The organism is Rhodocista pekingensis, assembly GCF_042665545.1.
Classification (GTDB): Bacteria; Pseudomonadota; Alphaproteobacteria; order Azospirillales; family Azospirillaceae; genus Rhodocista; species Rhodocista pekingensis.
On record NZ_JBHTCM010000010.1, the window covers coordinates 484,807 to 509,282 of the forward strand.

At 72.8% G+C, this 24,476-nt stretch carries 26 protein-coding genes; 9 read left to right on the forward strand and 17 right to left on the reverse strand.

The genetic code is table 11. From position 1 onward, the window contains the following. Nucleotides 1-5: 5 nt before the first annotated feature. The 8 genes from ACFQPS_RS10510 to ACFQPS_RS10545 all read right to left on the reverse strand — a co-directional run bounded on the left by ACFQPS_RS10510 (nt 6) and on the right by ACFQPS_RS10545 (nt 7,947). Nucleotides 6-611, reverse strand: a complete 606-nt coding sequence (locus tag ACFQPS_RS10510) for a chemotaxis protein CheW (RefSeq protein ID WP_377358768.1) — start codon at nt 609-611, stop codon at nt 6-8. After that, nucleotides 608-2,155 carry a CheR family methyltransferase gene (locus ACFQPS_RS10515; RefSeq protein WP_377358770.1) on the reverse strand — a complete coding sequence of 516 codons (1,548 nt, stop codon included), beginning with the start codon at nt 2,153-2,155 and terminating at the stop codon, nt 608-610. Before ACFQPS_RS10515 ends, ACFQPS_RS10510 begins: the two co-directional genes overlap by 4 nt. Further along, nucleotides 2,152-2,634, reverse strand: a complete 483-nt coding sequence (locus tag ACFQPS_RS10520; RefSeq protein ID WP_377358772.1) for a chemotaxis protein CheW — start codon at nt 2,632-2,634, stop codon at nt 2,152-2,154. Before ACFQPS_RS10520 ends, ACFQPS_RS10515 begins: the two co-directional genes overlap by 4 nt. Nucleotides 2,635-2,642: 8 nt before the next feature. Then, nucleotides 2,643-3,047, reverse strand: coding sequence for a response regulator (locus ACFQPS_RS10525; protein ID WP_377358774.1), 405 nt, complete (start codon nt 3,045-3,047; stop codon nt 2,643-2,645). Between the two features lie 243 nt (nt 3,048-3,290). Further along, the gene (locus ACFQPS_RS10530; protein ID WP_377358776.1) at nt 3,291-4,634 is read right to left on the reverse strand and encodes an ABC1 kinase family protein; all 1,344 of its coding nucleotides are present in this window, start codon (nt 4,632-4,634) and stop codon (nt 3,291-3,293) included. Between the two features lie 58 nt (nt 4,635-4,692). Beyond that, complete coding sequence (pyk, locus tag ACFQPS_RS10535; RefSeq protein ID WP_377358778.1) at nt 4,693-6,129, reverse strand: pyruvate kinase; 1,437 nt, start codon at nt 6,127-6,129, stop codon at nt 4,693-4,695. Nucleotides 6,130-6,212: 83 nt separating this feature from the next. Then, a complete protein-coding gene (locus ACFQPS_RS10540) occupies nt 6,213-7,502 on the reverse strand; it encodes a glycerate kinase type-2 family protein (protein WP_377358780.1) in 1,290 nt (429 codons plus the stop codon). Between the two features lie 52 nt (nt 7,503-7,554). After that, a complete protein-coding gene (locus tag ACFQPS_RS10545; RefSeq protein WP_377358782.1) occupies nt 7,555-7,947 on the reverse strand; it encodes a hypothetical protein in 393 nt (130 codons plus the stop codon). A gap of 147 nt (nt 7,948-8,094) precedes the next feature. Here ACFQPS_RS10545 and ACFQPS_RS10550 point away from each other — a divergent pair, with 147 nt between their 5' ends. The 6 genes from ACFQPS_RS10550 to ACFQPS_RS10575 all read left to right on the forward strand — a co-directional run bounded on the left by ACFQPS_RS10550 (nt 8,095) and on the right by ACFQPS_RS10575 (nt 13,333). Further along, the gene (locus tag ACFQPS_RS10550; RefSeq protein ID WP_377358784.1) at nt 8,095-8,949 is read left to right on the forward strand and encodes an N-formylglutamate amidohydrolase; all 855 of its coding nucleotides are present in this window, start codon (nt 8,095-8,097) and stop codon (nt 8,947-8,949) included. A 69-nt stretch (nt 8,950-9,018) separates the two neighbouring features. Continuing rightward, on the forward strand, nt 9,019-9,393 hold the full coding sequence (locus ACFQPS_RS10555) for a DUF1244 domain-containing protein (protein ID WP_465269618.1): 375 nt from the start codon (nt 9,019-9,021) through the stop codon (nt 9,391-9,393). 106 nt (nt 9,394-9,499) lie between these two features. After that, the gene (locus tag ACFQPS_RS10560) at nt 9,500-9,706 is read left to right on the forward strand and encodes a hypothetical protein (RefSeq protein WP_012567312.1); all 207 of its coding nucleotides are present in this window, start codon (nt 9,500-9,502) and stop codon (nt 9,704-9,706) included. Between the two features lie 344 nt (nt 9,707-10,050). Continuing rightward, nucleotides 10,051-10,326: a DUF2312 domain-containing protein gene (locus ACFQPS_RS10565; protein WP_377358786.1), complete on the forward strand. Its 276-nt coding sequence runs from the start codon at nt 10,051-10,053 to the stop codon at nt 10,324-10,326. Between the two features lie 101 nt (nt 10,327-10,427). Further along, on the forward strand, nt 10,428-12,227 hold the full coding sequence (locus tag ACFQPS_RS10570) for an acyl-CoA dehydrogenase (protein WP_377358788.1): 1,800 nt from the start codon (nt 10,428-10,430) through the stop codon (nt 12,225-12,227). Nucleotides 12,228-12,298: 71 nt separating this feature from the next. Continuing rightward, on the forward strand, nt 12,299-13,333 hold the full coding sequence (locus ACFQPS_RS10575) for a Rieske 2Fe-2S domain-containing protein (RefSeq protein WP_377358790.1): 1,035 nt from the start codon (nt 12,299-12,301) through the stop codon (nt 13,331-13,333). A 150-nt stretch (nt 13,334-13,483) separates the two neighbouring features. Here the strand turns inward: ACFQPS_RS10575 and ACFQPS_RS10580 are convergent, their stop codons facing one another. Then, on the reverse strand, nt 13,484-13,681 hold the full coding sequence (locus tag ACFQPS_RS10580) for a hypothetical protein (RefSeq protein WP_377358792.1): 198 nt from the start codon (nt 13,679-13,681) through the stop codon (nt 13,484-13,486). Nucleotides 13,682-13,927: 246 nt separating this feature from the next. Between ACFQPS_RS10580 and ACFQPS_RS10585 the strand changes: the two genes are divergently transcribed. Further along, entirely contained in the window at nt 13,928-15,748 is a 1,821-nt protein-coding gene (locus tag ACFQPS_RS10585; RefSeq protein ID WP_377358794.1) for a M3 family oligoendopeptidase, read from the forward strand. Nucleotides 15,749-15,801: 53 nt separating this feature from the next. On the opposite strand, the gene ACFQPS_RS10590 is transcribed toward ACFQPS_RS10585, so the two are convergent. Beyond that, entirely contained in the window at nt 15,802-16,239 is a 438-nt protein-coding gene (locus tag ACFQPS_RS10590) for a response regulator (RefSeq protein ID WP_377358796.1), read from the reverse strand. A 302-nt stretch (nt 16,240-16,541) separates the two neighbouring features. Here ACFQPS_RS10590 and ACFQPS_RS10595 point away from each other — a divergent pair, with 302 nt between their 5' ends. Next, nucleotides 16,542-17,315 (forward strand): Crp/Fnr family transcriptional regulator, encoded by a 774-nt coding sequence (locus ACFQPS_RS10595; RefSeq protein WP_377358797.1) that lies wholly within the window; start codon nt 16,542-16,544, stop codon nt 17,313-17,315. On the opposite strand, the gene glcF is transcribed toward ACFQPS_RS10595, so the two are convergent. The 7 genes from glcF to ACFQPS_RS10630 all read right to left on the reverse strand — a co-directional run bounded on the left by glcF (nt 17,312) and on the right by ACFQPS_RS10630 (nt 22,868). Then, nucleotides 17,312-18,616 carry a glycolate oxidase subunit GlcF gene (glcF, locus tag ACFQPS_RS10600; RefSeq protein ID WP_377358798.1) on the reverse strand — a complete coding sequence of 435 codons (1,305 nt, stop codon included), beginning with the start codon at nt 18,614-18,616 and terminating at the stop codon, nt 17,312-17,314. The two genes, ACFQPS_RS10595 and glcF, sit on opposite strands and share 4 nt — an antisense overlap. Nucleotides 18,617-18,741: 125 nt before the next feature. After that, nucleotides 18,742-18,987, reverse strand: a complete 246-nt coding sequence (locus ACFQPS_RS10605) for a type II toxin-antitoxin system Phd/YefM family antitoxin (protein ID WP_377358800.1) — start codon at nt 18,985-18,987, stop codon at nt 18,742-18,744. A gap of 58 nt (nt 18,988-19,045) precedes the next feature. Next, nucleotides 19,046-19,468 carry a thiol-disulfide oxidoreductase DCC family protein gene (locus tag ACFQPS_RS10610; protein WP_377358802.1) on the reverse strand — a complete coding sequence of 141 codons (423 nt, stop codon included), beginning with the start codon at nt 19,466-19,468 and terminating at the stop codon, nt 19,046-19,048. Then, nucleotides 19,465-20,703 (reverse strand): glycolate oxidase subunit GlcE, encoded by a 1,239-nt coding sequence (gene glcE, locus ACFQPS_RS10615; protein ID WP_377358804.1) that lies wholly within the window; start codon nt 20,701-20,703, stop codon nt 19,465-19,467. Before glcE ends, ACFQPS_RS10610 begins: the two co-directional genes overlap by 4 nt. 49 nt (nt 20,704-20,752) lie before the next feature. Further along, a complete protein-coding gene (locus ACFQPS_RS10620) occupies nt 20,753-22,237 on the reverse strand; it encodes an FAD-linked oxidase C-terminal domain-containing protein (protein ID WP_377358806.1) in 1,485 nt (494 codons plus the stop codon). A 171-nt stretch (nt 22,238-22,408) separates the two neighbouring features. Beyond that, complete coding sequence (ykgO, locus tag ACFQPS_RS10625) at nt 22,409-22,534, reverse strand: type B 50S ribosomal protein L36 (protein ID WP_012567326.1); 126 nt, start codon at nt 22,532-22,534, stop codon at nt 22,409-22,411. Nucleotides 22,535-22,559: 25 nt separating this feature from the next. Continuing rightward, on the reverse strand, nt 22,560-22,868 hold the full coding sequence (locus ACFQPS_RS10630) for a hypothetical protein (RefSeq protein ID WP_377358808.1): 309 nt from the start codon (nt 22,866-22,868) through the stop codon (nt 22,560-22,562). Nucleotides 22,869-22,922: 54 nt separating this feature from the next. Here ACFQPS_RS10630 and ACFQPS_RS10635 point away from each other — a divergent pair, with 54 nt between their 5' ends. Further along, the gene (locus tag ACFQPS_RS10635) at nt 22,923-24,467 is read left to right on the forward strand and encodes a Do family serine endopeptidase (RefSeq protein WP_377358811.1); all 1,545 of its coding nucleotides are present in this window, start codon (nt 22,923-22,925) and stop codon (nt 24,465-24,467) included. Nucleotides 24,468-24,476: the final 9 nt, after the last annotated feature.

Sequence of the window (24,476 nt, forward strand, 5' to 3'; positions counted from 1 at the left end):
TCTCGCTATCGGTCGGTGGAAACGGTGGTGCCGTCGAACAGGGCGGCGAAATCGAAACGCGCAAGGTCGAGCAGGAGCAGGCCGTCCGGCCCGACCCCGGCGACCAGCGGGCCGGCGGACTGCTCCCCCGGCAAGGGGAAGCCGGCCGGGTCGATGTCGCGCAGGCCCCCAAGCTCGTCCACGCGCAGGCCGAAGGCCCGCGGCCCCTGGCGCAGGAACAGGGCGAAGGCGCGGACGCCCGCGGCCGGGGCCGCGGCCCCGCGCTGGAGCAGGCGGCCCAGATCCAGCACCGGCTCGATGCTGCCGCGGCGGTTGACGACGCCGGCCACGGCGGCGGGCCAGCCGGGGACCGGGGTGATGCGGTCCACCGGCTGCACGCCGGCGAGCTGGTCGAGCGGCAGCGCCACCCATTCGGCGCCGACCCGCGCGGTCAGCACGGCCAGTCCCGTCTGCGGCGCCGCCGCGGCGTCCAGCCGTCCGGTGCGCGCGGCCAGGGTGGCGCGGCGCCGGAACAGGGCCTCCAGCCGCGCCTCGTCGGCACGGGCGGCCCCGTGGGCGTCGTCCAGCCGGCGTCGGACCGCGGCCCAGTCGATCCCTGTCCGTGCGGTCATGGCGCCGCTCCCAGCCGGTCGAGCTGGAGCGTCGCGGCGGCGCGCAGTTCCGCCACGGTCAGCGCGGGCGCGCCGGGCACGGGCCCGTCGGCGGGCAGCCGGTCGCTGAGCCCGACGACGGTGCGGAAGGAGCGCCGCGCCGCCGCCGCATCGGTCGGGCGCAGCAGACAGCCCAGCTCGTAATGGGCCAGCAGCAGGGTGCGGTCGAGATAGAGGGCGTCGCGCAGGGCCTTTTCGCAGCGGGCACTGTCACCGCGGTGCCCGAAGACGGCGGCCAGCGCCAGATGCGGCCAGGGGGTCATGACATCCTCCGTCAGCCAGTCCAGGCTGAGCCGGGCCGCCTCCGGCAGGGCGTCGGCGGCGAGAAGCTCCAGGATGGCGCGGTACCGCTCCGGCAGGTCCGGCGCGGGCTCCGGCGGCACCGGACCTGGAGTCAGGGCGGCCGGCGGCGGGGCCGGTTCGGGCCGGACGGCGGGGGCGGGCATGGCCGGGGCGGGCATGGCCGGGGCGGGCATGGCCGGGGCGGGCATGGCCGCGGCGGGCGGAGCGACCGCCGTCTCCCGCCGCGCGGTCACCGCCGGCCGGCCCCCCGGGCGCAGGGGCGTGCGCCCCTTCGGCGGGCAGAGGACCGGCCGGGCCGGGCCGCGGGCGCGGGCGAACGGCCGGCGCGCCGACGGCCGGTCGGTCCGGCGGTAGAGCATGGTGTCCTTCAACGCGACCGTCTCGAACCCGTCGAACAGGCGCACGTCGGTCTCGGCATGACCGACCATCAGCCAGCCGCCGTCGCCCAGCAGGTCGCGGAAGCGGGACACGACGGTCCGGTTCGTTGCGGTATCGAAATAGATGAACACGTTGCGGCAGAGGATCAGGTCGGGGCTGAACCCGTCGGCGGGCGGATAGGGATCGTGGACCAGGTTGTGACGGTGGAACTCGACACCGCGGCGGTAGCCGGGCTTCAGCACCCAGTCCCGCCCGCTGCGGTCGAAGCAGCGGGCACGCACCTCGTCCGGCGTGGCGCGCAGGGCCCAGTCGCTGTAGACGGCCCGCCCCGCCTCCTCCAGGAAGCCGCGGTTCAGGTCGCTGCCCAGGATGCGCAGGTCCCAGCCCTTGAGGCGCTGCCCGAACAGGTCGTGCAGCAGGATCGCCGCCGTGTAGGGCTCGGGTCCCGTGGCACAGCCGGCACACCAGAGATGCAGGCGCCGCAGCGCCCGGTTGCGGTCCAGGATGTTCGGCACCACCAGATCGGCGAAGGCGTCCCACTGGGCGCGGAAGCGGAAGAAATAGGTCTCCCCGATGGTCAGCTCACCGATCAGCGCCTCGCGCTCGGCCTCGCCGTCGGGGGATTCCAGCCGGCGCAGATACTGCGCGGGCGAGCCGAAGCCGCCCGCCTCCATCCGGCGGAGCAGGGCGGCCGCCACGCTGTCGTCACGGCCGTTCAGGAAGCTCATGCCCGTGGTCGCCACGGCCCAGCCCTTCAGGGCCGCGAAGGCGGGATCGGCGCGCAGGCGCGCCGCCCTGGGGTCCGGCGGCGCGGCCCGGGTCATGGCACGCCGGCGCCGGCGCGCGCCAGCCGCTCCCGTTCCAGGGCGAGGAAGGCGTCGATGCGGCGCTCCTCCTCCCGCAGAAGCAGGCGCGCGGGGTCGAGCAGGATGCAGGTCCCCTGCGGCAGGGCGAAGCCGGCCACGGCCACCCCGGCGAAGGTCGTCTCCTGCGTCAGCGGCAGCCGCGCCTCCGGCGGCTCCAGCACGGCGACCGCGCGGTCCACCAGCAGCAGCCGCGGCGGCTCCCCGCGGAGCTGGAGTAGCGCCGTGCCGGCCGTCGCCGGCCGTTCCGGCAGGTCGAACAGCCGCGCCAGCCGCACCGCCGGCACGGCCGTCCGGCCCAGCACGGCGATCCCGGCCAGCAGCGGCGGCAGCCCCGGCGGGCGGGCCAGGTCCATCATCGGCAGGATCTGCGCCACGGCATCTGCCGGCAGGGCGCAGAGCCTGTCTGCCAGCGCGAAGACGACAAGGGGGGCGGCCACCACGGAACCTAGCCCGCCGAGGCGGCCGTCCTGCGATCGCCGCCGAAGGTCTGCTGCACCAGCCGGATCAGCTCCGTCTCCCGCACCGGCTTCTGGAGGCGCGGGTGCGACCGCAGTTCCTCCGGCACGGTGAAGGCCTCGTAGCCCGTGGTCAGGATGAAGGGAATGCCCAGGACGGCCAGACGCTCGGCCAGGGGGAACACGTAGGTGCCGGACAGGTTGACGTCCAGGACAGCCCCGTCGATGCCACCGGCGGCGACGACCTCCAGCGCCTCGTCCAGCCGGGCGACCGGCCCGACGACGGCGAAGCCCAGCCCCTCCATCACTTCCTGGATGTGCAGGGCGATCAGGAATTCGTCCTCGACGATGAGTATCCGGGCGCCCGAACGCACAGCCTGCTGCCCTGACGGCATCGCTTCCCCCGTGGATGCGCTTCCCCCGTGGATGCGAGGAGCGGAGCGGCGCGCCGACCCGACCGCCCGGAAAACGGTCGCGGCTCGGGCCAGGCGGCGCCTGCCGGTGAGGGGCGCACTCTAGCGGGGATGGTCGGCCCGGTCCCTACGCGATGGGGCGTAGGCCGAAGGACCGGGAGCCCCCGGACGAAAGCGATGGGTCCCGACCGGACGGCGCAGCGCGGTCGGGGGGGCGTCCGGCAGTCAGCGGGGCAGCGGCACGCCGTTGCGGGTCAGCAGCTCCGCCTGCCGCGCTTCCAGGGTCGCCGCGTCGAAGCCGGCGATCAGGTCCTGGAAGGAGCGGTACCAGTTGATCTCCGCCTTCAGGTGCAGGAAGACGCTGCCCAGGCCGATGGCCGCCCGGTCCATGAAGACGAACTCACGCGGGATCTCCACCCCGCCCACCTCGCGCAGGGCCATGTGGACCTTGGCGGCGGTGGCCTGCCCGTAGCGGCCGTTGTTCGTCTCGTCGATGCTGCGGGTCCGGTCCTCCAGGATGGGCGCATAGACGAAGCGGGCCCAGATGTTCAGGACATCGACCATGCGCCGGTCCAGGTTGCGGAAGCCCCAGGCTTCGTAGGCGTGGACGGCGCGCGCTTCGTCGCCGGTGCGCAGCGCCTCGTAGAGGTCGATCACGCCGGCCACGAAGGCGGGGCGGAAGACGCGGACGCAGCCGAAATCCAGCAGGTTGATGTCGTGGTCCTCCCGCACCGTGTAGTTCCCCAGGTGCGGGTCGCCGTGGATGACACCGTAATAGTAGAGCGGCACGTACCAGGCCCGGAACATGTTCATGGCCAGGCGGTTGCGCACCTCCAGCGGCGCCTCCTTGAAGTCGATGATCCGGCGCCCGTCCAGCCAGCTCATGGTCAGCAGCCGCCGGCTGGACAGCTCGGGCAGCACCTCGGGCACATGCACGCCCTCGACGCCCGCCAGCATGTCGCGGTAGAGGCGCATGTGCCGCGCCTCCAGATCGTAGTCCAGCTCCTCGCGCAGGCGGTCGCCGATCTCCCCGTAGATCTGGTCGGTGCGGATGGCCGTGTCGTAACGGGCATAGATGCCGAAGACGACGCGGAGCTGGCGCAGATCCGCCTCCACCGCCGACTGCATGTCGGGATATTGCAGCTTGCAGGCCAGCCGGCGGCCGTCGCGGGCGACGGCGCGGTGGACCTGCCCCAGGCTGGCGGCGCTGGCCGCCTCGCGCTCGAAGCTCTGGAACCGGGAGGCCCAGTCCGGCCCCAGCTCGGCGGACATGCGGCGCTTCACGAAGGGCCAGCCCATGCTGGGCGCGTCCGCCTGGAGCTGGGCCAGTTCGGAGACGTATTCCTGCGGCAGCGCGTCGGGGATGGTGGAGAGGATCTGCGCCACCTTCATCAGCGGGCCCTTCAGCCCGCCCAGCGCGTTGCGCAGTTCGGCGGCGTGCGCCTCGCGCTCCAGCCGGATGCCGAGGAAGCGCTCCCCCGCCACCCGCGCCGCGATCCCGCCCATGGCCGTGCCCACCCGCGCGTAGCGGGCGAGACGGCCCTGCAATGTGTTCTGTTCGTCGCTCATGCCAGCGAACATGGGGGCCGGCGGGGCACTCGGCCAGGGGCGGTCGCGCCGCCCGCCCCTACTCCACCCAGGCGATGCGCAGGATGTTGGTGTTGCCCGGCGTGCCGAAGGGGACGCCGGCGGTGACGACGATGCGCTGGCCGGCGGTGGCGATGCCGTCCTCCACCGCCAGCCGGGTCGCCTTCTGCACCATCTCGGAGAAGCTGTGGACGTCGGCCGAATGCACGGCATGGACGCCGAAGCTGAGGGTCAGCCGCCGGGCCGTCTCCATCCGCGAGGTCAGGCCCAGCACCGGCACCTCCGGCCGTTCCCGCGCGGCGCGCAGGGTGGTGGAGCCGGAGGTCGTGTAGGTGACGATGCAGGCCGCCTGGATGGTGCGGGCCACCTGCCGCGCGGCCCCGGTGATGGCGTCGGCGGTGGTCCGCTCGGGGTCGGGGTGGGCGGCGTCGATGATGGTGCGGTACATCGGGTCGTTCTCGACCCGGCGGGCGATGCGGTCCATCATCTGCACCGCCTCGACCGGGAACTGGCCGGCCGCCGTCTCGGCCGAGAGCATCACGGCGTCCGCCCCGTCATAGACGGCCGTCGCCACGTCCGACGCCTCCGCCCGGGTCGGGGTGGGGGCGGAGATCATGCTCTCCAGCATCTGGGTGGCGACGATCACCGGCTTGCCGGCCCGCCACGCCTCGCGCACGATCCGCTTCTGCAACGACGGCACGTCCTCCGGCGGCATCTCCACGCCCAGGTCGCCGCGGGCGACCATGACCCCGTCGGACAGCTCGACGATCTCGTCCAGGTGATGGATGGCCGAGGGCTTCTCCATCTTGGACAGCAGCGCCGCGCGGCCGGCGATCAGGCGCCGCGCCTCGGCCACGTCCTCCGGCCGCTGCACGAAGGAGAGCGCGATCCAGTCCACCCCGATGTCCAGGGCGAAGCGCAGGTCGTCGCGGTCCTTGGCCGTCAGCGGCGACAGCGGCAGGACCGCGTTCGGCACGTTCACGCCCTTGCGGTCGGACAGCCTGGTGCCGGACAGCACCTCGGTGTCGGCATGGTCGTCGCCGCAGGACAGCACCTTGAGCCGCACCTTGCCGTCGTCGATCAGCAGGTCGGTGCCCTTGGCGATGGCCTGGAAGATCTCCGGATGCGGCAGGCCCACGCGGGTGCCGTCGCCCGGCTCGGGCGACAGGTCCAGGCGGAAGCGCTGGCCGGGAGCAATGGGCACGGGGCCGTCGCGGAAGGTGCCGATGCGCAGTTTCGGGCCCTGGAGGTCGGCCATGACGCAGACCGGCCGCCCGACCTCCGCCTCGATGGCGCGGATGGCGCGCAGCCGCTCGGCGTGGTCCTCCTGCCGGCCGTGGCTGAAGTTCAGGCGGAAGACGTCGGCGCCGGCGTCGAACAGGGTGCGGATCATCTCCGGCGTGCTGGAGGCGGGGCCCAGCGTGGCGACGATCTTGGTCAGGCGCTCACGGTGCGGGGTGGCGGCCTTGCGCTTCATCGGCGGGTTTCCTCTGGCAGGGAACGCGAAGGGCGTTCCTCCGGGGGCCGGCCCGGGGCCGGCGCGTCAGGGCGGCGGGACGATCAGGCTGAAGGGGCGATCAGGATGGCGCGGAAATCGTTGACATTGGTGCGGGTGGGGCCGGTGACGACCAGGTCGCCCAGCCCGGCGAAGTATCCGTAGGCATCGTTACGGGAAAGCGATCGGGCCGGATCATAACCAGCCGCCCGGGCGCGCGCCAAGCTACCGGGACGGTGAAGGGCACCGGCATTGTCCTCCGTCCCGTCGATCCCGTCGGTGTCGCAGGCGATGGCCCAGACGTCCGGCGCGTCCCCGAGCGCCAGCGCCAGCCCCAGCAGGTATTCGGCGTTGCGCCCGCCGCGCCCCTCACCGCGGACGCTGACGGTCGTCTCCCCGCCCGAGAGCAGCACCGTGCCCGGCCGGGCCGCGCGGGCCAGGGCGGCGTGCGCGGCACCCAGGTCGCGGGCCTCCCCCTCCAGCGAATCGCCCAGGATCACGGGCACGAGCCCTGCCGCGCGCGCCGCACGGGCCGCCGCCTCCAGCGCCTGCATCGGCCGCGCCACCAGATGGAACGCCGCCCGGGCCAGCCGCGGGTCGCCGGGCTTCGGCGTCTCGTCATCTCCCCGCGCCAGATGCGCCTTCACGGCGGCGGGCGGCTCGATGCCGTATTTCGCCAGGACCGCGCGGGCGTCGGCGACGGTGGTCGGGTCCGCCACCGTGGGGCCGGAGGCGATCACCGCCGGATCGTCGTGCGGCACGTCGGAGACGGCCAGGGTGACGCAGCGCGCCGGCCAGGCCGCGGCGGCCAGCCGGCCGCCCTTGATGGCGGAGAGGTGGCGGCGCACCGTGTTGATCTCCGCGATGGTGGCGCCCGAGCGCAGCAGCGCCCGGCCCACCGCCTGCTTGTCGGCAAGGGCGATGCCCGGCGCCGGCAGCGCCAGCAGCGAGGACCCGCCGCCGGACAGCAGGCAGAGCAACAGGTCGTCCTGTCCGAGTCCCGTGGCAAGGGAGAGGATGCGGCGGGCGGTCTCCTCCCCCCGCGCGTCGGGGTGGGGGTGCCCGGCCTCCACCACCTCGATGGACCGGGTCGGCACGCCATGGCCGTAGCGGGTGACAACCAGTCCGGCCGGGACTCCCGATCCGGCGGCGCCCGATCCGGGCTGCCAGTGCCGTTCCACCGCCGCGGCCATGGCGGCGGCCGCCTTGCCGGCGCCGACGACCAGGGTGCGCCCGGTGGGCGGTGGCACCGCGGCCAGGGCCGGCGGCACCACCGTCTCCGCGGCGACGGCGGCGACGGCGCTGTCGAACAGGCCGCGCAGCAGGGCGGCGGGCGCGCGCGGGTCCAGGGTCATGCCCGGCTCCGCGGGCTCACCGGATTCAGCGGGCTTACCGGGTTCAGGGGACTCACCGGGGGCGCTCCGTCACCGTGCCGCCGCAGCCGGTCCAGCAGGCGTTCAGCGTGGCGGTGCAGGCATCCTGGCACGGGGTCCGGTCGCATCGGAAGGGAGCCTCGAAATCGTAGGGGGAGCGCTGCACCTCCTGACCCAGGGCGCGCTGGCGGTCAACATGCTCCCGGTAGCGTTCCTGGGCCCAGCGGTCACGTGCCAGCTCGCACCGGAACCTCTCTTCGCGGCAGGTGTCGGCGCAGGCGGCGGCCTCCGTCCCGCAGGCCGCGGTGCAGGCCCGGCCCTCTGCCCCCGGCGGCGGCGCGCGGTCGTAGGCCGTCTCCGGCACCGGCGCGCAGCCGGCCGGCAGCAGGGCGAGGACGACGAGGACAGGACAGAGATCGCGCATCATGGGACAGGACTCGATGGCTCGGGGACGCCGCCGGCAGGACCAACATCCGGAGGGCGGCAAGCGTGCCATCGCCGGACCCGTGCCGCCCGGCTTGGCGCGGCCGCGCCTTCTCCGATAAGGTCGCAGCTCCGACGAGGTTACGGAACGATGTCACCCCGCTCCAGCCTTCCCGACTGCCCGCCCGTCCCTCCCCCGCTGCTCGCCGCGGATGAACCGCCGGCGGTGACGGTGGCGGCACCGGATGCGCGCTCCCCCCTCCTGCTGCTCTGCGACCACGCCAGCAACCGCGTGCCGCGCGTCCTGGACGGGCTGGGCCTGCCGCCGGCGGAGCTTGACCGCCATATCGGCTGGGACATCGGCGCCGCGGCGGTGACGCTGGAGCTGTCCCGGCGGCTGGACGCCACGGCGGTGCTGACGGGCTATTCCCGGCTGGTGGTGGACGTGAACCGCGCCCCGGGGGAGCCGAGCCTGATGCCCGCCGTCAGCGACGGCACGCCCGTGCCCGGCAATACCGGACCGGACGGGGGGCGCCTGGACGCCCCGGCGGTGGCGCGGCGGATGGCGGCGCTCTACACCCCCTACCATGAGACCATCGCCGGGCTGGTGGCCGGCCGCAGGGCGGCCGCGCGGGCCCCGGTGCTGTTCTGCGTCCACAGCTTCACGCCGGTGATGGCCGGGGTGAAGCGGCCCTGGCATGTCGGGGTGCTGTGGAACCGCGATCCCCGGCTGGCGCAGCCGCTGCTGGCGGCCCTGCGGGCGGAGGGCGACCTGGTGGTCGGGGACAACGAGCCCTATTCCGGCCGCACCGGCTTCAACCGGACGCTGGATCTGCACGCCGAGGCCACCGGCCTGCCGGGCGTGATGATCGAGATCCGGCAGGACCTCATCGCCGGGGCGGACGGGGCCGCGGCCTGGGCGGAGCGGCTGGCGCGGCTGCTGCCGCCGATCCTGGCCCTGCCGGCGCTGGCCCTGCCGGCGCTGTCCGGCCCGCACCGGTCCTGACCGCCCCCCTTTCCGGCAGGGCCGTCGCGGCCAACATCAGAAGCCGGACCCGACGGGAGAGGAGGACCGATGATCCCGCCCATGGACGAACGCACCCGCACGGAGATCGAGGCGGCGGCCTTCCGCCGGCTGGTCGAGCATCTGCGCGAGCGCAGCGACGTGCAGAACATCGACCTGATGACCCTGGCCGGCTTCTGCCGGAACTGCCTGTCCAAGTGGTATCGCGCGGCTGCGGAGGAGAGGTCTATCCAGATGACATATGACGACGCCCGCGAGATCGTGTATGGTATGCGCTATGAGGAGTGGAAAAGCCTCCACCAGAAGGAGGCATCCCCGGACCAGCAGGCGGCCTTCGCCCGGACACAGGGCGACACCGGCCGCCAGGAACCGCATCCTCGGGAACCGGCAACCGAACCGCAACCCCGCGTCTCCGGCGCGGTGTAAAGGAGGGGTTGAAGTAGACGGGCGTCGTCGGCCGCAAAAAGTTTCCGGCCGGGGGCGCTGAACCCAGTTGGGCGGCGGCAAAAGCCGCTGCCAGGAGGTTAGTGCCATGTCGGTCGCAGCCATGACCCAGGCCGGGGTCCAGGTGACCAAGCAGTTCGCGGCGCGGACGCAGAACCTGTTCAACGTCACGACAGAGGCGATCCAGGACCGGTCCAGCAAGCTGGCCAGTTTCGTCCAGACGCCGTCGCCGGCGGAGAAGATCGTGCAGGAGGGATTGACCCTGCGCGGCGCCCGCCTGGACATCAAGGTCTGACCGGGAAGGTCCGGACCGGGCGGACCCGGGTCCCTGTTCCGGCATCGGGAATCCGGCCTTGAGCCGGTTTCCGTAACGGAACCTCCAGGGACGGGCAGCCCGGCAGAGACGGTCCATGAGTGAGAGAGTGAGAACGACGGTGCGCCCCCGCTGGCTGCGCCGTCGTCTTTCTTTGTGCGAGGGCTCTGTCTTTGTGCGCGGGCTCTGTGTGAAGGCTGCCTTTCCGTGGCGTAAAGGCCCGCCCGGGAGGCCCCTCTGCGTCCCCCGCCGGTCCCTTGCACCGGGGGGGCTTGCCCGATATGGTCCCGGCCCCGCAGCATCCCCCTACCCGGAAGAGGCATCCCATGTCTGACGCGCAGATGGCCGACAGCAAGACGAACGACGTCGGTGGCATCGCCGGCGACCGCCTCCGCAGCTTCATCGAGCGGATCGAGCGCCTGGAGGAAGAGAAGAAGGGCATCCAGGACGACATCAAGGACATCTATGCCGAGGCCAAGGGCACCGGCTTCGATACCAAGGTGATGCGCCAGATCATCCGTCTGCGGAAGATGGAGAAGGACGACCGGCAGGAACTGGACGCGCTGCTGGAGCTTTACATGGCCGCGCTGGGCATGGAGTAGGCCGGCACCCCACCGCCCCGCGGCCGTTCCCGGACGGCGCTGTCGACGGGCGCGGTTCGACCGCGTACCTCTGTCCTCCGGAGGAAACCCCGGAGGAATCAATGAGCCGGATCGAACCGCGCGAGATCGACTTTCTGCTGCACGAGGTCATCGGCCTGGACGCGCTGCTGCGCCGGCCGCGCCATCAGCACCTGGACCGCAGCACCCTGGACGAGATGGTGCGCACCGCGGCGCGGCTGGCGGAGGACTATTTCGCCCCCCATTACCGCGCCGCCGACATCCATGAGCCGGAGCGCGAGGGCGGCAACGGCAGGGTCGTGATGCTGCCGGAGGTGAAGCGCGCCGTGGACGCCTTCGCCGAGGCGGGCTTTCTGGCCGCCCACCATGACGAGGCCCGCGGCGGCCTCCAGCTTCCCTGGACGGTGGTGCAGGCCTGCTTCGCCATCTTCCAGGCGGCGAACATCGCCACCGCCGCCTATCCGTTCCTGACCATCGGCGCCGCCAACCTGATCGACGCCTTCGGCACGGAGGAGCAGAAGCGGCGCTTCATGGCGCCGATGCTGACCGGCCGCTTCTTCGGCACCATGGCGCTGTCCGAGCCGCAGGCCGGCTCCAGCCTCGCGGACATCCGCACCAGCGCCGCGCCCGATCCCGACGGCAGTTATTCCATTACCGGAACGAAGCAGTGGATCAGCGCCGGCGAGCATGAGCTGGCGGACAACATCGTCCACATGGTGCTGGCCCGGATCAAGGGCGCCCCGGCCGGGGTGAAGGGCATCAGCCTGTTCCTCGTGCCGCGCTTCCGCGTCGCCGAGGATGGATCGTTGCAGGGTGACAACGATGTCCGTCTGGTCAGCCTGCTGCACAAGATGGGCTATCGCGGCACGACCAGCACGATCCTGTCCTTCGGCGAGGAGGGCCGCTGCCAGGGCTTCCTGGTGGGCCGCGAGCACCAGGGCCTCGCCTGCATGTTCCACATGATGAACGAAGCGCGGATCGGCGTCGGGCTGGGCGCGGCGGCCCTGGGGTATGCCGGCTTCCGCTACTCCCTGGACTATGCCCGGACCCGGCCGCAGGGCCGCCCGCCGGAGGCGCGCGATCCCGCCTCCCCCATGATCCCGATCGCCGGCCATGCCGACGTGAAGCGCATGCTGCTCCAGCAGAAGGCGGCGTCGGAGGGGGCGCTGGCGCTCTGCCTCTACTGCGCCCGGCTGGTGGACGAGCAGAAGACCGCCCCCGAGCCGGAGGCGCGGGAGCGGGCCGGGCTGCTGCTGGACATCCTGACGCCCGTCGCCAAGTCCTGGCCCTCGGAGCACTGCCTGGAGGCCAACAAGTGGGCCATCCAGATCCTGGGCGGCTACGGCTACACCCGCGACTATCCGGTGGAACAGTACTACCGCGACAACCGCCTGAACCCGATCCACGAGGGCACCTACGGCATCCAGGCCAACGACCTGCTGGGCCGCAAGGTCTGGCAGCAGGACGGCGCCAGCCTGATCCTGCTGGCGGAGGCGGTGCGGCAGACGGCGGCCGAGGCGGCGCGGGACACGGAGCTGGCGCCCCATGCCGCGGCGCTGACCCGCGCGCTGGAAACGGTCGCGGAGACCACCCGGGTGCTGGGGCGGGAGCGGGCCGAGGGCCGGGTGGCGGAAATGCTGGCGAACGCCGTCGCCTATCTGGAGATGGTGGGCCACACGGTGCTGGCCTGGATCTGGCTGCGCCAGGCCCTGGTCGCCCGCGCCGCCCTGGCGCAGGGCCGCGGCGATGCCGACTACTACCGCGGCAAGCTGGCGGCCTGCCGCTACTTCTACGCCTGGGAACTGCCGAAGACGGAGACCCAGGCGGCCCTGCTGCGCAGCCTGGACCGCACCACGCTCGACACCGACCCGGCATGGCTGTAGCGGCCCGGCTGGGCGGCGGTGTTCTGCAATGCTAGGGTGAGCGGCACGGACCACAGCCGACGAGGCACCGCTTGGCCGAGCCGCACCTCCTGTTGCAGGACCTCTGGTACTTCGCCCTGCCCGGCCGCGCCCTGAAGCGGGGGCGGATGCTGGCGAAGACGCTGCTGGGCGAACCCGTCCTGTTCGGCCGCGCGGCCGACGGCACGGCGTTCGCCCTGCGCGACATCTGCCCCCACCGCGGCATCCCGCTCTCCTGCGGCCGCTTCGACGGGCGCGAGGTGGAATGCTGCTACCATGGCTGGCGCTTCGGCGCGGACGGCGTCTGCACCGCCATCCCCTCGCTGGTGGAGGGGCAGGCGTTCGACCTCTCCCGCATCCGGGTGCGCTCCTATCCGGTGCGCGAGCTGAACGGCAATGTCTGGATCTGGATGGGAAGCGGCGAGCCCGACGGGGAACCGCCGGCCATGCCCGGCTTCGCGCCCGACCGCGCGGCCGACATGGTGGAGGTGATGGCCTTCCCCTGCTTCGTGGACCATGCCGTGATCGGGCTGATGGACCCTGCCCACGGTCCCTTCGTCCACCGGAGCTGGTTCTGGCGCAGCGCCCGCTCGATCCACGAGAAGGCGAAGGCGTTCGGCCCGGCGCCGCTCGGCTTCCGCATGAAGCGCCACCGCCCCTCCAGCAACAGCGCGGCCTACCGGCTCCTGGGCGGCGCGCCGGAGACGGAGATCCGGTTCCAGCTTCCCGGCATCCGCATCGAGCATATCGAGGTGGGCCGGCACACCGTGGTCAACCTCACCACCGTCACGCCGCTGGATGCGGAGACGACGGAGGTGACGAACCAGATGTACTGGACGATGGGCTGGGCGACGCTGGCGAAGCCGCTCCTGCGGCCCTTCGCGGCCAAGTTCCTGCGCCAGGACCGGGACGTGGTGGTGCAGCAGCAGCGCGGGCTGCGGCACGATCCCGCCCTGATGCTGATCAAGGACGCCGACACCCAGGCCCGCTGGTACTACCAGCTCAAGGCGGAATGGGTGCGGGCGCGGGAAGAGGGGCGGGCGTTCGCCAACCCCGTCCGGGACACCGTGCTGCGCTGGCGGAGCTGACGCCCGGCCGGGCCGGCCCCCCGTAAGGGAAAGGGCGGAAGAGGCGGAAAAGGCGGAAAAGGGCAGAGGCGGAAACGGAACCGGCCGGGCAGCCCCTGGGGGCGACCGGCCGGTTTTCCGTGATCCGCGCGGGTCGTAACGCGCGCCGCGTCAGGCGGCGCGGCGCAGCGGCTCGGCCACCAGGGCGCGCACGTCATCCTCGGTCGCGTCCGGGGACAGCAGCAGGGCCGCCCGCCGGGCCGAGAGTTCGCCGGTGCGGACGGCGTCGACGATGCCGGACAGCTCGCTCGGCGCCAGAAGCGCACTGAAATCGAAACGGCCGTCCGCCGGGCCACGCAGGGTGCCCATCGCATGCTCCATCAATGCCAGAGGAAAACCCATGCTAGCACCCCAGGCGCGCAGGGCCAATGCGGCCAGCGCCTGCCTGGGTCGCAGCCGGCGCGGCCCGTGCCAGTCCGCCTGCGGCCGCACGGCCGGAGCGCGGTACGGGAGGGCCTGGGAACAGGGAGGGCTGGGCGCATCGGGGGGCTTGGGCTATGCCTGCCGTCGCCCCATATCGCCCGCTACCGTCGCGTGCCGGAGAGAGGAAAAGCCATGGACAGTGCCGCCGCCACCCCTGCCCCCGCATCCGCCCCCGATCTGGGCCGGCTTCCCACCTGGGACCTGACCGACCTCTATCCCGGCCCGGACAGCCCCGACCTGGCCCGGGACCTGGAGCGGACGGAGCAGGAGGCGCGCGCCTTCGCCGGCCGCTACCAGGGCCGGCTTTCCGGCCTGACGGGGGCCGAGCTGGGCCGCGCGGTCGCGGAGTTCGAGGCGTTGGACGAGCGGCTGGCCCGGATCATGTCCTTTGCCGGCCTGCTCTATGCCGGCGACCGCTCCAGCCCGGAGATCGGGCGCTTCTACCAGTCCATGCAGGAGCGGGTGACGGCGATCTCCGTCCACCTGCTGTTCTTCACGCTGGAGATCAACCGGCTGGAAGACGCCGATCTGACGGCGAAGCTGGCAGCGCCCGAGCTGGCGAAATACGGCCCCTGGCTGCGCGACACCCGCATCTTCCGGCCGCACCAGCTTTCCGACGAGGCCGAGCGGCTGCTGCATGAGAAGTACGTCGCCGGCCGCGCCGCCTGGGTCCGGCTGTTCGACGAGACGCTGGCCGGCCTGCGCTTCCCCGTCGGCGGCCGCGATCTCACGGCGGCGGAGGCGCTGAACCTGCTGTCCGACCGCGACCAGTCCGTCCGGCGCGAGGCGGCGCTGGCGATCGGCGGCGTGCTGAGGGCGAACCTGCGCCTGTTCACCCACATCACCAACACGCTCGCCAAGGACAAGGAGATCGAGGACCGCTGGCGCAGCTACGCCCAGCCCTGGTCGGCCCGCAATCTGGCGAACCGGGTCGAGGACGAGGTGGTGGAGGCGCTGGTCACCGCCGTGAAGGCGGCCTATCCGACCCTGTCGCACCGCTACTACGCGCTGAAGGCCCGCTGGTTCGGCCAGGACCGGCTGGACTACTGGGACCGCAACGCGCCCCTGCCGGACGATGACGACCGCATCGTGCCGTGGGAGGAGGCGCGGGAGATCGTGCTGTCCTCCTATGCCCGCTTCTCGCCCGATCTGGCGGCGGTGGGGCAGCGCTTCTTCGACAAGGCCTGGATCGACGCGCCGACGCGCCCCGGCAAGGACCCCGGCGCCTTCGCCCACCCCACCGTGCCGGCGGCGCATCCCTATCTGCTGCTGAACTATCTGGGCCGCACGCGGGACGTGATGACGCTGGCGCACGAGCTGGGCCACGGCGTGCATCAGGTGCTGGCCGCCGGCCAGGGCCACCTCCAGGCCGACACGCCGCTGACGCTGGCCGAGACGGCCAGCGTGTTCGGGGAGATGCTGACCTTCCGCGGCCTGCTGGAGCGCACCACCGACCCGCGCAAGCGCAAGGCGCTGCTGGCCGGCAAGGTGGAGGACATGCTGAACACGGTGGTCCGCCAGATCGCCTTCTACGAGTTCGAGCGCCGGGTCCATGCCGAGCGGCGCGAGGCGGAACTGTCGGCCGAGCGGCTGAACGCGATCTGGATGGAGGTGCAGACGGAGAGCCTGGGCCCGGCCTTCCGCTTCGACGAGAGCTACCGGACGTACTGGGCCTACATCCCGCACTTCGTCCATTCGCCCTTCTACGTCTACGCCTACGCCTTCGGCGACTGCCTGGTGAACAGCCTCTATGCCGCCTATGAGGAGGCGACGCGGCAGAACGGCTCCGACGCCTTCGCCCGCCGCTACCTGGACCTGCTGGCGGCCGGCGGCAGCAGGCACCACAAGGAGCTGCTGGCCCCGTTCGGTCTGGACGCCACCGATCCCGCCTTCTGGACCAAGGGGCTGGATCTGCTGCGCCGCTTCATCGACGAGCTGGAGGCGCTGGACTGAGGGGCAGGCTCCCGCGCAGGGGGCCGCCGCGCAGGACCGCCGCCCGGGGCCGGTCAGGCCACCCGGGCGGTGCGGCCGGCCGCCGCCGGAGCCGCGAGCGCGCGTTCCACGGCGGCAAGGAACTCCCGCGCGATGAAGGGCTTGGCCACGACCGGCACGCCGGTCAGGCCGGCATCCTCCACCCGCTCCGGCCCCGCCGTGACGAAGACCAGCGGCGTCGGCCGGTCCCCGGTCAGCGCCCGGGCCAGCGCGATGCCGTCTTCCCCGTCGCGCAGGGAGCCGTCCACCACCAGCAGGTCGCAGCGGTCCCGGCGCCAGCAGAGGAAAGCCTCCTCCCAGTTGGTCGCCGCCATGGAGCGCCAGCCGCGCCGCGCCAGCATCAGCCGCAGTTCCAGGGAGATCACGCCGTCATCCTCGATCACCAGCGCCACGGGTCTGGCGGCGGCCGGCTCCGGCCCGCCGGGGTGCTTGGAACGGGACACAGGCGTCATCGGGGGCCTTCCTGGCTCGGAGGGAGGGAATGGTGCGGCGCGAAGGGGAGCGCCGCGGCCGGCGCTATCTAGTCAGGGAACCGGAGCACTGCAATTCACATAGGTTAAGGGCAGCCGGAATTCCGGGACTGTCCCAGTTATTACATGCTGCGGCGCAGAAGCGCATCGGACGACCGGAGTACCTCTTCGGACCCGCGACTGGAAGGACGTCACGGCCTTCTTTCTCTTTCCACACTTGCGTATGAATCCAAGGTAGCGGAAGTCAACGTCCTGACTGAACGACGACACCAAGCGACGACCCCATGGGGGCCGCGATGGACAATGTGCTGGTTCGACGGATCGGCTCGGTGATCGCGCTCGACGGGGCCGAGCGCGACGTCCTCGCGCGCCTAACCGCGGCGGCGGAGGCCGTGCCGCCGCGCACCGGCCTGAGCGACGACGGAGACGACGGGACCGGCCCGGTGCTGGTCCTGCTGGAGGGCTGGGCGATCCGCTGCCGCAGCCTGCCCGACGGGCGGCGGCAGGTGACGGATCTGGTCCTGCCGGGGGATCCGGTCGGGCTGTACGGCGGGCTGGCGGGCCGCCCCGGCGAGGGGCTGGAGACGCTGGGACCGGCGCGGGTCGCGCGGCTGGACCCCTGGCTGCTGCCGGCGCTGCTGCACGACCGGCCGCGGCTGGCCCTGGCCCTGCTGCATCTGGAGGCGGTGGGGACGGGCATCCTGGCGGAACGGCTGTTCAGCCTGGGCCGGCGCACGGCGCTGGAACGGCTGGGCCATCTGCTGCTGGAACTGGACCACCGGCTGGAGCGGGTCGGGCTGGCCGAGGGCGGGCGCTTCTCGCTTCCGGCCACGCAGGAGGTGCTGGCCGACCTGCTGGGGCTCAGCATCGTCCATGTCAACCGCACCCTGCGCCAGCTCCGCGAAGCGGGCCTGCTGGAGACGGCGGGCAGCGGGATCGTCCTGCCCGACCGGCCGGCACTGGCCCGGCGGGCGCAGTTCGACGACGCCTATCTGCACCCGCACGGCCTGTCCCCCGCCGCCGAGGAGCGGGCGCTGGAACGGCTGCGGGCGCGTTAGGCGGAAGCCACCCCGTCCAGTCCCGCCAGCACCGCCGGAACCGGCCCGCCGGTGGCCCAGTCCAGCAGTTCCACCGTATGGACCGCGGGAATGGACGTGCCGTGACTGATCTGGGTCAGGCAGCCGATGTTGCCGGCGGCGATCACCTCCGGCCGGATGCTCTCGATATTGCGCACCTTGCGGGCGCGGAGCTGTCCGGCCAGATCCGGCTGGAGGATGTTGTAGGTCCCGGCGGAGCCGCAGCAGAGATGCCCCTCCGGCACCTCCAGCACCTCGAACCCGGCCTCGCGCAGCAGCCGGCGGGGCGGCTCCCGCACCTGCTGGCCGTGCTGCAAGGAGCAGGCGGAATGGTAGGCGACGCGCAGGCGCCGCGGCAGGGTGGAGGGCGGCAGGCCCAGCTCGGCCACCAGCTCCGTCACGTCCCGCGCCAGCGCGGAGACGCGGGCCGCGGGTTCCGCCAGCTCCGGGTCCTCCCGCAGCATGAAGCCGTAGTCCTTCACCGTCGTACCGCAGCCCGACGCGGTGACGACGATGGCATCCAGGCCCGCGGCCGCCAGCTCCCGCGTCCAGGCGCGGACATTGGCGGGGGCGAAGTCCGGCTCGCGCGCACCCATGTGGTGGGTCAGCCCGCCGCAGCAACCCTGGCCCTCGGGGATCACCACCTCCGCCCCCAGCCGGGTCAGCAGGCGGATCGTCGCCTCGTTGATGGCCGGGTCCAGCACCGGCTGCACGCAGCCGCCCAGCAGCGCCACGCGCAGCCGCCGCTTTCCGTGCGCCGGAAAGACGCCCGGCCGCTCCTGCCGGGTCGGGGCATGGACCTTCGTCGGCGCCAGCTCCAGCATGGCCCGCAGCCGGGCCGGCAGCAGCGGGCGGACGGCGCGGCCCAGCCGGGCGGCGCGCAGCGCCCAGCGGAAGCGGCCGGGATAGGGCAGGACGGCCGCCAGCAGGCGCCGTTGCAGCCGGTCGGCCAGCGGCCGCCGCCAGGTCTTCTCGATATGATGGCGGGCGTGGTCCACCAGATGCATGTAGTGGACGCCCGAGGGGCAGGTGGTCATGCAGGACAGGCAGGAGAGGCAGCGGTCCACATGCCGGACCACCGTCTCCGTCGCCGGCTTGCCGCCTTCCAGCATGTCCTTGATCAGGTAGATGCGGCCGCGCGGGCTGTCCAGCTCGTCCCCCAGCAGCACATAGGTCGGGCAGGTCGCCGTGCAGAAGCCGCAGTGGACGCACTTGCGCAGTACCGCCTCGGACTCCGCGGTCTCGGCATCGGCAAGCTGGGCCAGGGTGAAGTTCGTCTGCATGCGCTCACGCCGCCGCGTCGAGGATCGGGACGTCGTACATGGCGATGCTCCTGTCCGCGGTCACCAGCGTAAGCCCTTCGACGCGGGCCCGGATGAAGGCATGGGTGTCGAGCAGAAGCCTCACGTCAGGGACCCCGCCCCTCGAATGCGGCCTGCATCTCCTCCGGCAACGGATCGTCGAAATCGGGTCCGATCCAGATGTCGCCGGGGACGGTTCCCAGTGGCCGGCGCCCCGGGCCCGGATGCTCGACGACGACCAGCCGGACCGCCGGACCGCCCTCCCGGGCGATCACGACCTCCTCCCCGGCTCCGGCCGCTTCGATCAGGGCCTCCAGGTCCGCTTCCGCCTGCTTCACGGTCACGTTGCGCATGGCGACACCTCCGCCGGTTCCGGTCTTTCTAGCATGGGCGGGTCGCCGCCGGAATCAATCACCGGCCGCGCTCCCGGGCCTCGCGGCGACGGGTGTGGGCGTAGAGCAGCGGTGCCAGCACCCGGTCGTAGACCAGCCCGGCGGCGGGACGGACCGGGCGGCTGCCGACCAGGGCCGCCAGCCAGCGGTACCGCGGCAGCGACCGCCAGATCAGCAGGAAGGCGTCCACGCCCGTCGCCACCCGACCGTCCGGCCCGATGACGTGCAGCCGGCGCTTCACCGTCTCGGCGTCCAGCCCGTGGCGGGCCAGCAGGTCCGGCGCGCGGTACAGGTCGATCCAGGCGTTGCCGCCGCCGGCGCGGGCGTCCAGCCGGGCATAGTGCTCCACCTCCGGCCGGCAGACCGGGCAGCGGCCGTTGTAGAGGGTGGTGAGGCCGCAGCTCCCCGGCTCCAGGGGTTCGGTTCCCGTCGCTCCGCTCATGCCGCGGCTCCCAGTTCCATCCGTCCGGGGTTCAGCACCCCCTTGGGATCAAATTGGTGCCGCACCCGCGCCGACAAGGCGGCGAGCGCCGGCGGCTGCGGCTGGAAGACGGGAACGGCGGCGCGCACCGGCTCGGGCGCGCGCACCAGGGTGGCGTGCCCGCCGGCACCGCCGATGGCGGCCCGCACCACGGCGGCCTGGGCGGCAGCCTGGGAGTCGGCCCCGGCTTCGGCGGGCGGCGGCAGTCCCAGCCAGACCAGCCCGCCGGCCCAGTCCAGCCAGCCCAGCGTGCCCGGCACGGCCCGGCGCACCCGCTCCAGCACGGCAGCCCCCTCCATCGGCGGGACGGACAGCTTCCAGACGACGAGGTCGGGTCGCTCAACCAGCGGGGCGGCGTCGCGCAGCCGCGCCCAGAAGGCGGCCGACTCCGCGGGCTCCAGCACGGCGGTGGCGGCGCGGCCCCCCAGCAGCGTGGTCAGGTGGGACAGCCGCGCCGCGACGGACACCGCCACCCCCTCCAGCCGCAGGGCGACGGACGGGGTGCGCGGCGGGATGCCGGGCAGGCCCAGGTCGGACGGCACCCAGGCGGCTCCCGACACCTCGGCCGGGCTGCCCATGGCGTCCGCCATCGCCTGCACGGCGTGGCGCCCCTCCAGCCCGGCCAGCACGAGCGTGCGCGACAGCTCCGCCGCCGGCAGCACCTTCAGCACCAGCTCCGTCATCACCGCCAGGGTCCCGAAGGAGCCGGTCAGCAGCTTCGGCAGGTCGTAGCCGGTGACGTTCTTGACCACCCGACCGCCGGCCCGGAACAGCTCCCCCCGGCCGGAAACGGCGGTGACGCCCAGCATGTGGTCGCGCGCCGCCCCCGCCCGGAGACGGGCAGGACCCGACAGGCCGGCCGCCACCGTGCCGCCCACCGTGCCAGCGTCGGGCGCCCCGCCCCAGAGCGGCGCCAGATCCGGCGGCTCGAAGGCGAGGCACTGGCCGCGGCCGGCCAGCACCGTGCGAAGCTCGGCCAGCGGCGTGCCGGGGCGGACGACCAGGATCAGCTCCTCCGGCTCGTAGGCGACGATGCCGGAGAGGGCGGACAGGTCGAGCGTGTGCGCCGCCTGCACCGGCCGGCCCAGGCCGCGCTTGCTGCCGTGGCCCGCCACCTCCAGCGGCTGCGCCTCCGCCACCGCCCAGCGGACGGCATCCAGGACCTGCGCTTCGGTGTCGGGACGGAAGATGCTCATGGGAGGGCGTTCCGCATGCGGGAGATCGGGGGGCGGGCGGGGCGGCGGGTCAGAACCGCGGCAGGTCCGGGAAGGGAAGCTGGCCGCGCGGAACGTGCAGCCTGCCCAGTTCGGCGCAGCGGTGCAGCAGCGGGAACACCTTGCCGGGGTTCAGCAGCCCGGCCGGGTCGAAGGCGCATTTCAGGCGCTGCTGCTGCTCCAGGTCCGCCGCGGCGAACTGCACGGTCATCAGGTCGCGCTTCTCCACGCCCACGCCATGCTCCCCGGTCAGCACGCCGCCGACCTCCACGCACAGCGTCAGGATGGCGGCGCCGAACGCCTCGGCCCGCTCCAACTCGCCCGGTTGGTTGGCGTCGAACAGGATCAGCGGATGCAGGTTGCCGTCGCCGGCATGGAAGACGTTGGCGACCCGCAGACCGAACTCGGCCTGCATCTCCGTCATCCGGCGCAGCACCTGCGGCAGGGCCCGGCGGGGAATGGTCCCATCCATGCACATATAGTCGGCGGCGATGCGGCCCACGGCGGGGAAGGCATTCTTGCGCCCCGACCAGAAGGCCGCCCGCTCCTCCTCCGAGCGGGAGACGCGGGAATAGAAGGCGCCGTTCTCCCGCGCGATGGCCTCGACCCGCTCGATCAGGTGATCGACCTCGGCCGCCGGCCCGTCCAGCTCCACGATCAGCAGCGATTCGGCCTCGCGCGGGTAGCCCGCGCCGACGAAGTCCTCCGCCGCGTTCAGGGCGGGGCGGTCCATCATCTCCATGCCGCCGGGGATGATGCCGGCGGCGATCACGGCGGCCACGGCCGCCCCGCCCGCCTCCACCGACGGGAAGCCCAGCAGCACGGCCCGCGCCGTCTCCGGCTTCTGGAGGATGCGGACGGTCACCTCCGTGACCACGCCCAGCAGCCCCTCCGACCCGTTCAGCACACCCAGCAGGTCGTAGCCCTCGGGGTCCAGGTGCTTGCCGCCGAGGCGGACCACCTCCCCCTCCATGGTGACGAACTCCACGCCCAGCACGTTGTTCGTCGTCACCCCGTACTTCAGGCAATGCACGCCGCCGGAATTCTCCGCGACGTTGCCGCCGATGGTGCAGGCGATCTGGGAGCTGGGATCGGGGGCGTAGTAGAAGCCGCGGTGCTGCACCGCGTGCGTGATGCCCAGGTTGGTGACGCCGGGCTGCACCGTGACGGTGCGGTTGTCGTAGTCGATGTCGAGGATGCGGTTGAGCTTGGAAAGCCCCAGCAGCACCCCGTCGGCCAGCGGCAGGGCGCCGCCGGACAGGCCCGTGCCGGCCCCGCGCGGCACCACCTTGACCCCCATGCCGCGGCAGATGCGCAGCGTTTCCGCCACCTCCGCCGTGGAGGACGGCAGCACCACGACCAGCGGAAGCTGGCGGTAGGCGGTCAGCCCGTCCGTCTCATAGGGGCGGCGGGCATCCTCCTCGGCGATGACGCCACCGGGCACGGCCCGGCGCAGCCGCGCCAGCAGGGCGTCGCGGTTGCGGAAGACCCTGTCGTCCGGATCGGGCATGCGCATGGGGCCGCGTCCTTCTTCCTGAGGTGGGCAGGAAGGATGAAGCGGGCCCGGCAGGGTTTCAAGGAAATGCGGCGGCGCGGCCGGAGGGACCGGCAACAAAAACATCGCCCCCGGAAGGCTTCCCGGGGGCGTTGTTCCGTCGGGCGCGGACGCCCGTCGAACCGGCGATGGTCAGCCCTGACGGGCCTTGAAACGCGGGTTCAGCTTGTTGATGACGTAGACGCGACCCCGGCGCCGGATCACGCGGCACGCCTTGTGGCGGGTCTTCATCGACTTGAGGGAGTTGACGACTTTCATCGGAGTTACTCGGCGCTGGAGGCGTTCAAACGAAGGCCGGGACCATAGTCGGCAGCCGCAGCGGAGTCAACGTCATCGGTACGGGGATACAGCCGCGGGCCATGTCGCCCCCTCCGGACCTGCCGGGAGCCGGGTTCCGGGAGACTGTGCGGAGACTGTGCCAAGATCGGACCCGCCCGAGACGAACGGGCGCTTTTCGCGTTTCCCTCTCGACGTGTCGGACCCGAGACGGAGGAACCCGCCCATGATGCCGCTCGCCAACGCACCCGTCCATGGGGCACCCGTCCATGGGGCACCCGTCCATGGGGCACCCGTCCATGGGGCACCCGTCCATGGGGCACCCGGCCACAGGATTCCGCCCGGGGGGAGAGGTGCCCGCCGTCGGGGCATGGCCGCGCTGGCCCTGGCGGTCCTGCTCGCCGCCGGCCCCGCCCTGGCACAGCGGGCGGAGGCGCCGGCCTCCGGCAAGCGGGGCGAGGCGCAGCCCGTCAACGGCCAGCCGGCGGGCCCGGACAATCCGATGCGGTCGGCCCCGGCCAGCTTCTCCGCCCTGGCGAAGGACAAGCTGCCGGCCGTGGTCACCATCACCGCCGCCGGGGAGATCCCGGCCCAGGTGCCGGGGGAGCTGCCGGGCGGACCCGGCGGCCCCGGCGCCCCCCCGGGCGGACCGCCCTTCGGACTGCCGCCGGGCAGCCCGCTGGAGGACTTCTTCGGTGAGTTCTTCGGCCGCCGCGGTCCCGACGGCGGCGGACCGCGGCCGACCCGGGCGCTGGGCTCGGGCTTCGTCATCGACCCGGCCGGCTTCATCGTCACCAACAACCATGTCGTGGAGAACGCCAACGAGATCGAGGTCGCCTTCCCGTCCGGCGACACCTATCAGGCGAAGCTGATCGGCACCGACCCGGCGACGGACATCGCGCTGCTGAAGGTGGAGGCGTCACAGCCGCTGCCCGCCCTGGCCTGGGGCGATTCGGAGGCGGCGGAGGTGGGCGACTGGGTGATCGCCATCGGCAATCCCTTCGGCCTGGGCGGCAGCGTGACGGCGGGCATCATCTCCGCCCGGGCGCGCGACATCGGCGCGGGCAACTACGACGACTTCCTCCAGACCGATACCGCCATCAACACCGGCAATTCCGGGGGTCCGCTGATCGACATGAAGGGCGAGGTGATCGGCGTGAACACGGCGATCTTCTCCCGCTCCGGCGGCAACATCGGCATCGGCTTCTCCGTGCCGTCGGAGATCGCCCGCTCGGTGGCGCGCGAGCTTCAGGAGCGCGGCTTCGTGGAACGCGGCTTCCTGGGCGTGACGATCCAGCAGGTGTCGCCGGAGATCGCCGCCGCCCTGGGCCTGAAGGAGGTCCGCGGCGCCCTCGTCTCCTCCGTCACGGCGGACAGCCCCGCCGCGCAGGCCGGGATAGAGACCGGCGACCTGATCACCACGCTGAACGGCAGGCCGGTGGAACGCCCGCGCGACCTGTCGCGCGCCGTGGCCGACACCGACCCGGGCCGGACGGTGGAACTGGGCGTGCTGCGCCAGGGCCGGGAGCGGACCGTGACCGCCAAGGTCGGCACGCTCCCGCGCGAGCAGCAGGTGGCGGAGGCCGAGCCGGGCGGGAAGGCCGGGGAGGCCACGCTGGGCCTGACCCTGGCGCCGCTGACCCCGCCCCTGCGCGAGCGTTTCGGGCTGGAGGCGGACATGCAGGGCACCGTCGTCGTCGGTGTCGCCCCGAACTCTCCCGCCGCCCAGCGCGGCTTCCAGCCGGGCGACCTGATCACCCGGGCCAACCAGTCGGAGGTGACCTCGCCGGAGGACCTTCAGAACGCCATCACCGAGGCGCGCAGACAGGGGCGGGAGGCCATCGTCGTGCTGCGCCAGACGCCGGACGGCGCGCTGTTCGTGCCGCTGCCGGTGTCGCCGCGGCAGACGGGCTGATCCCCTGTC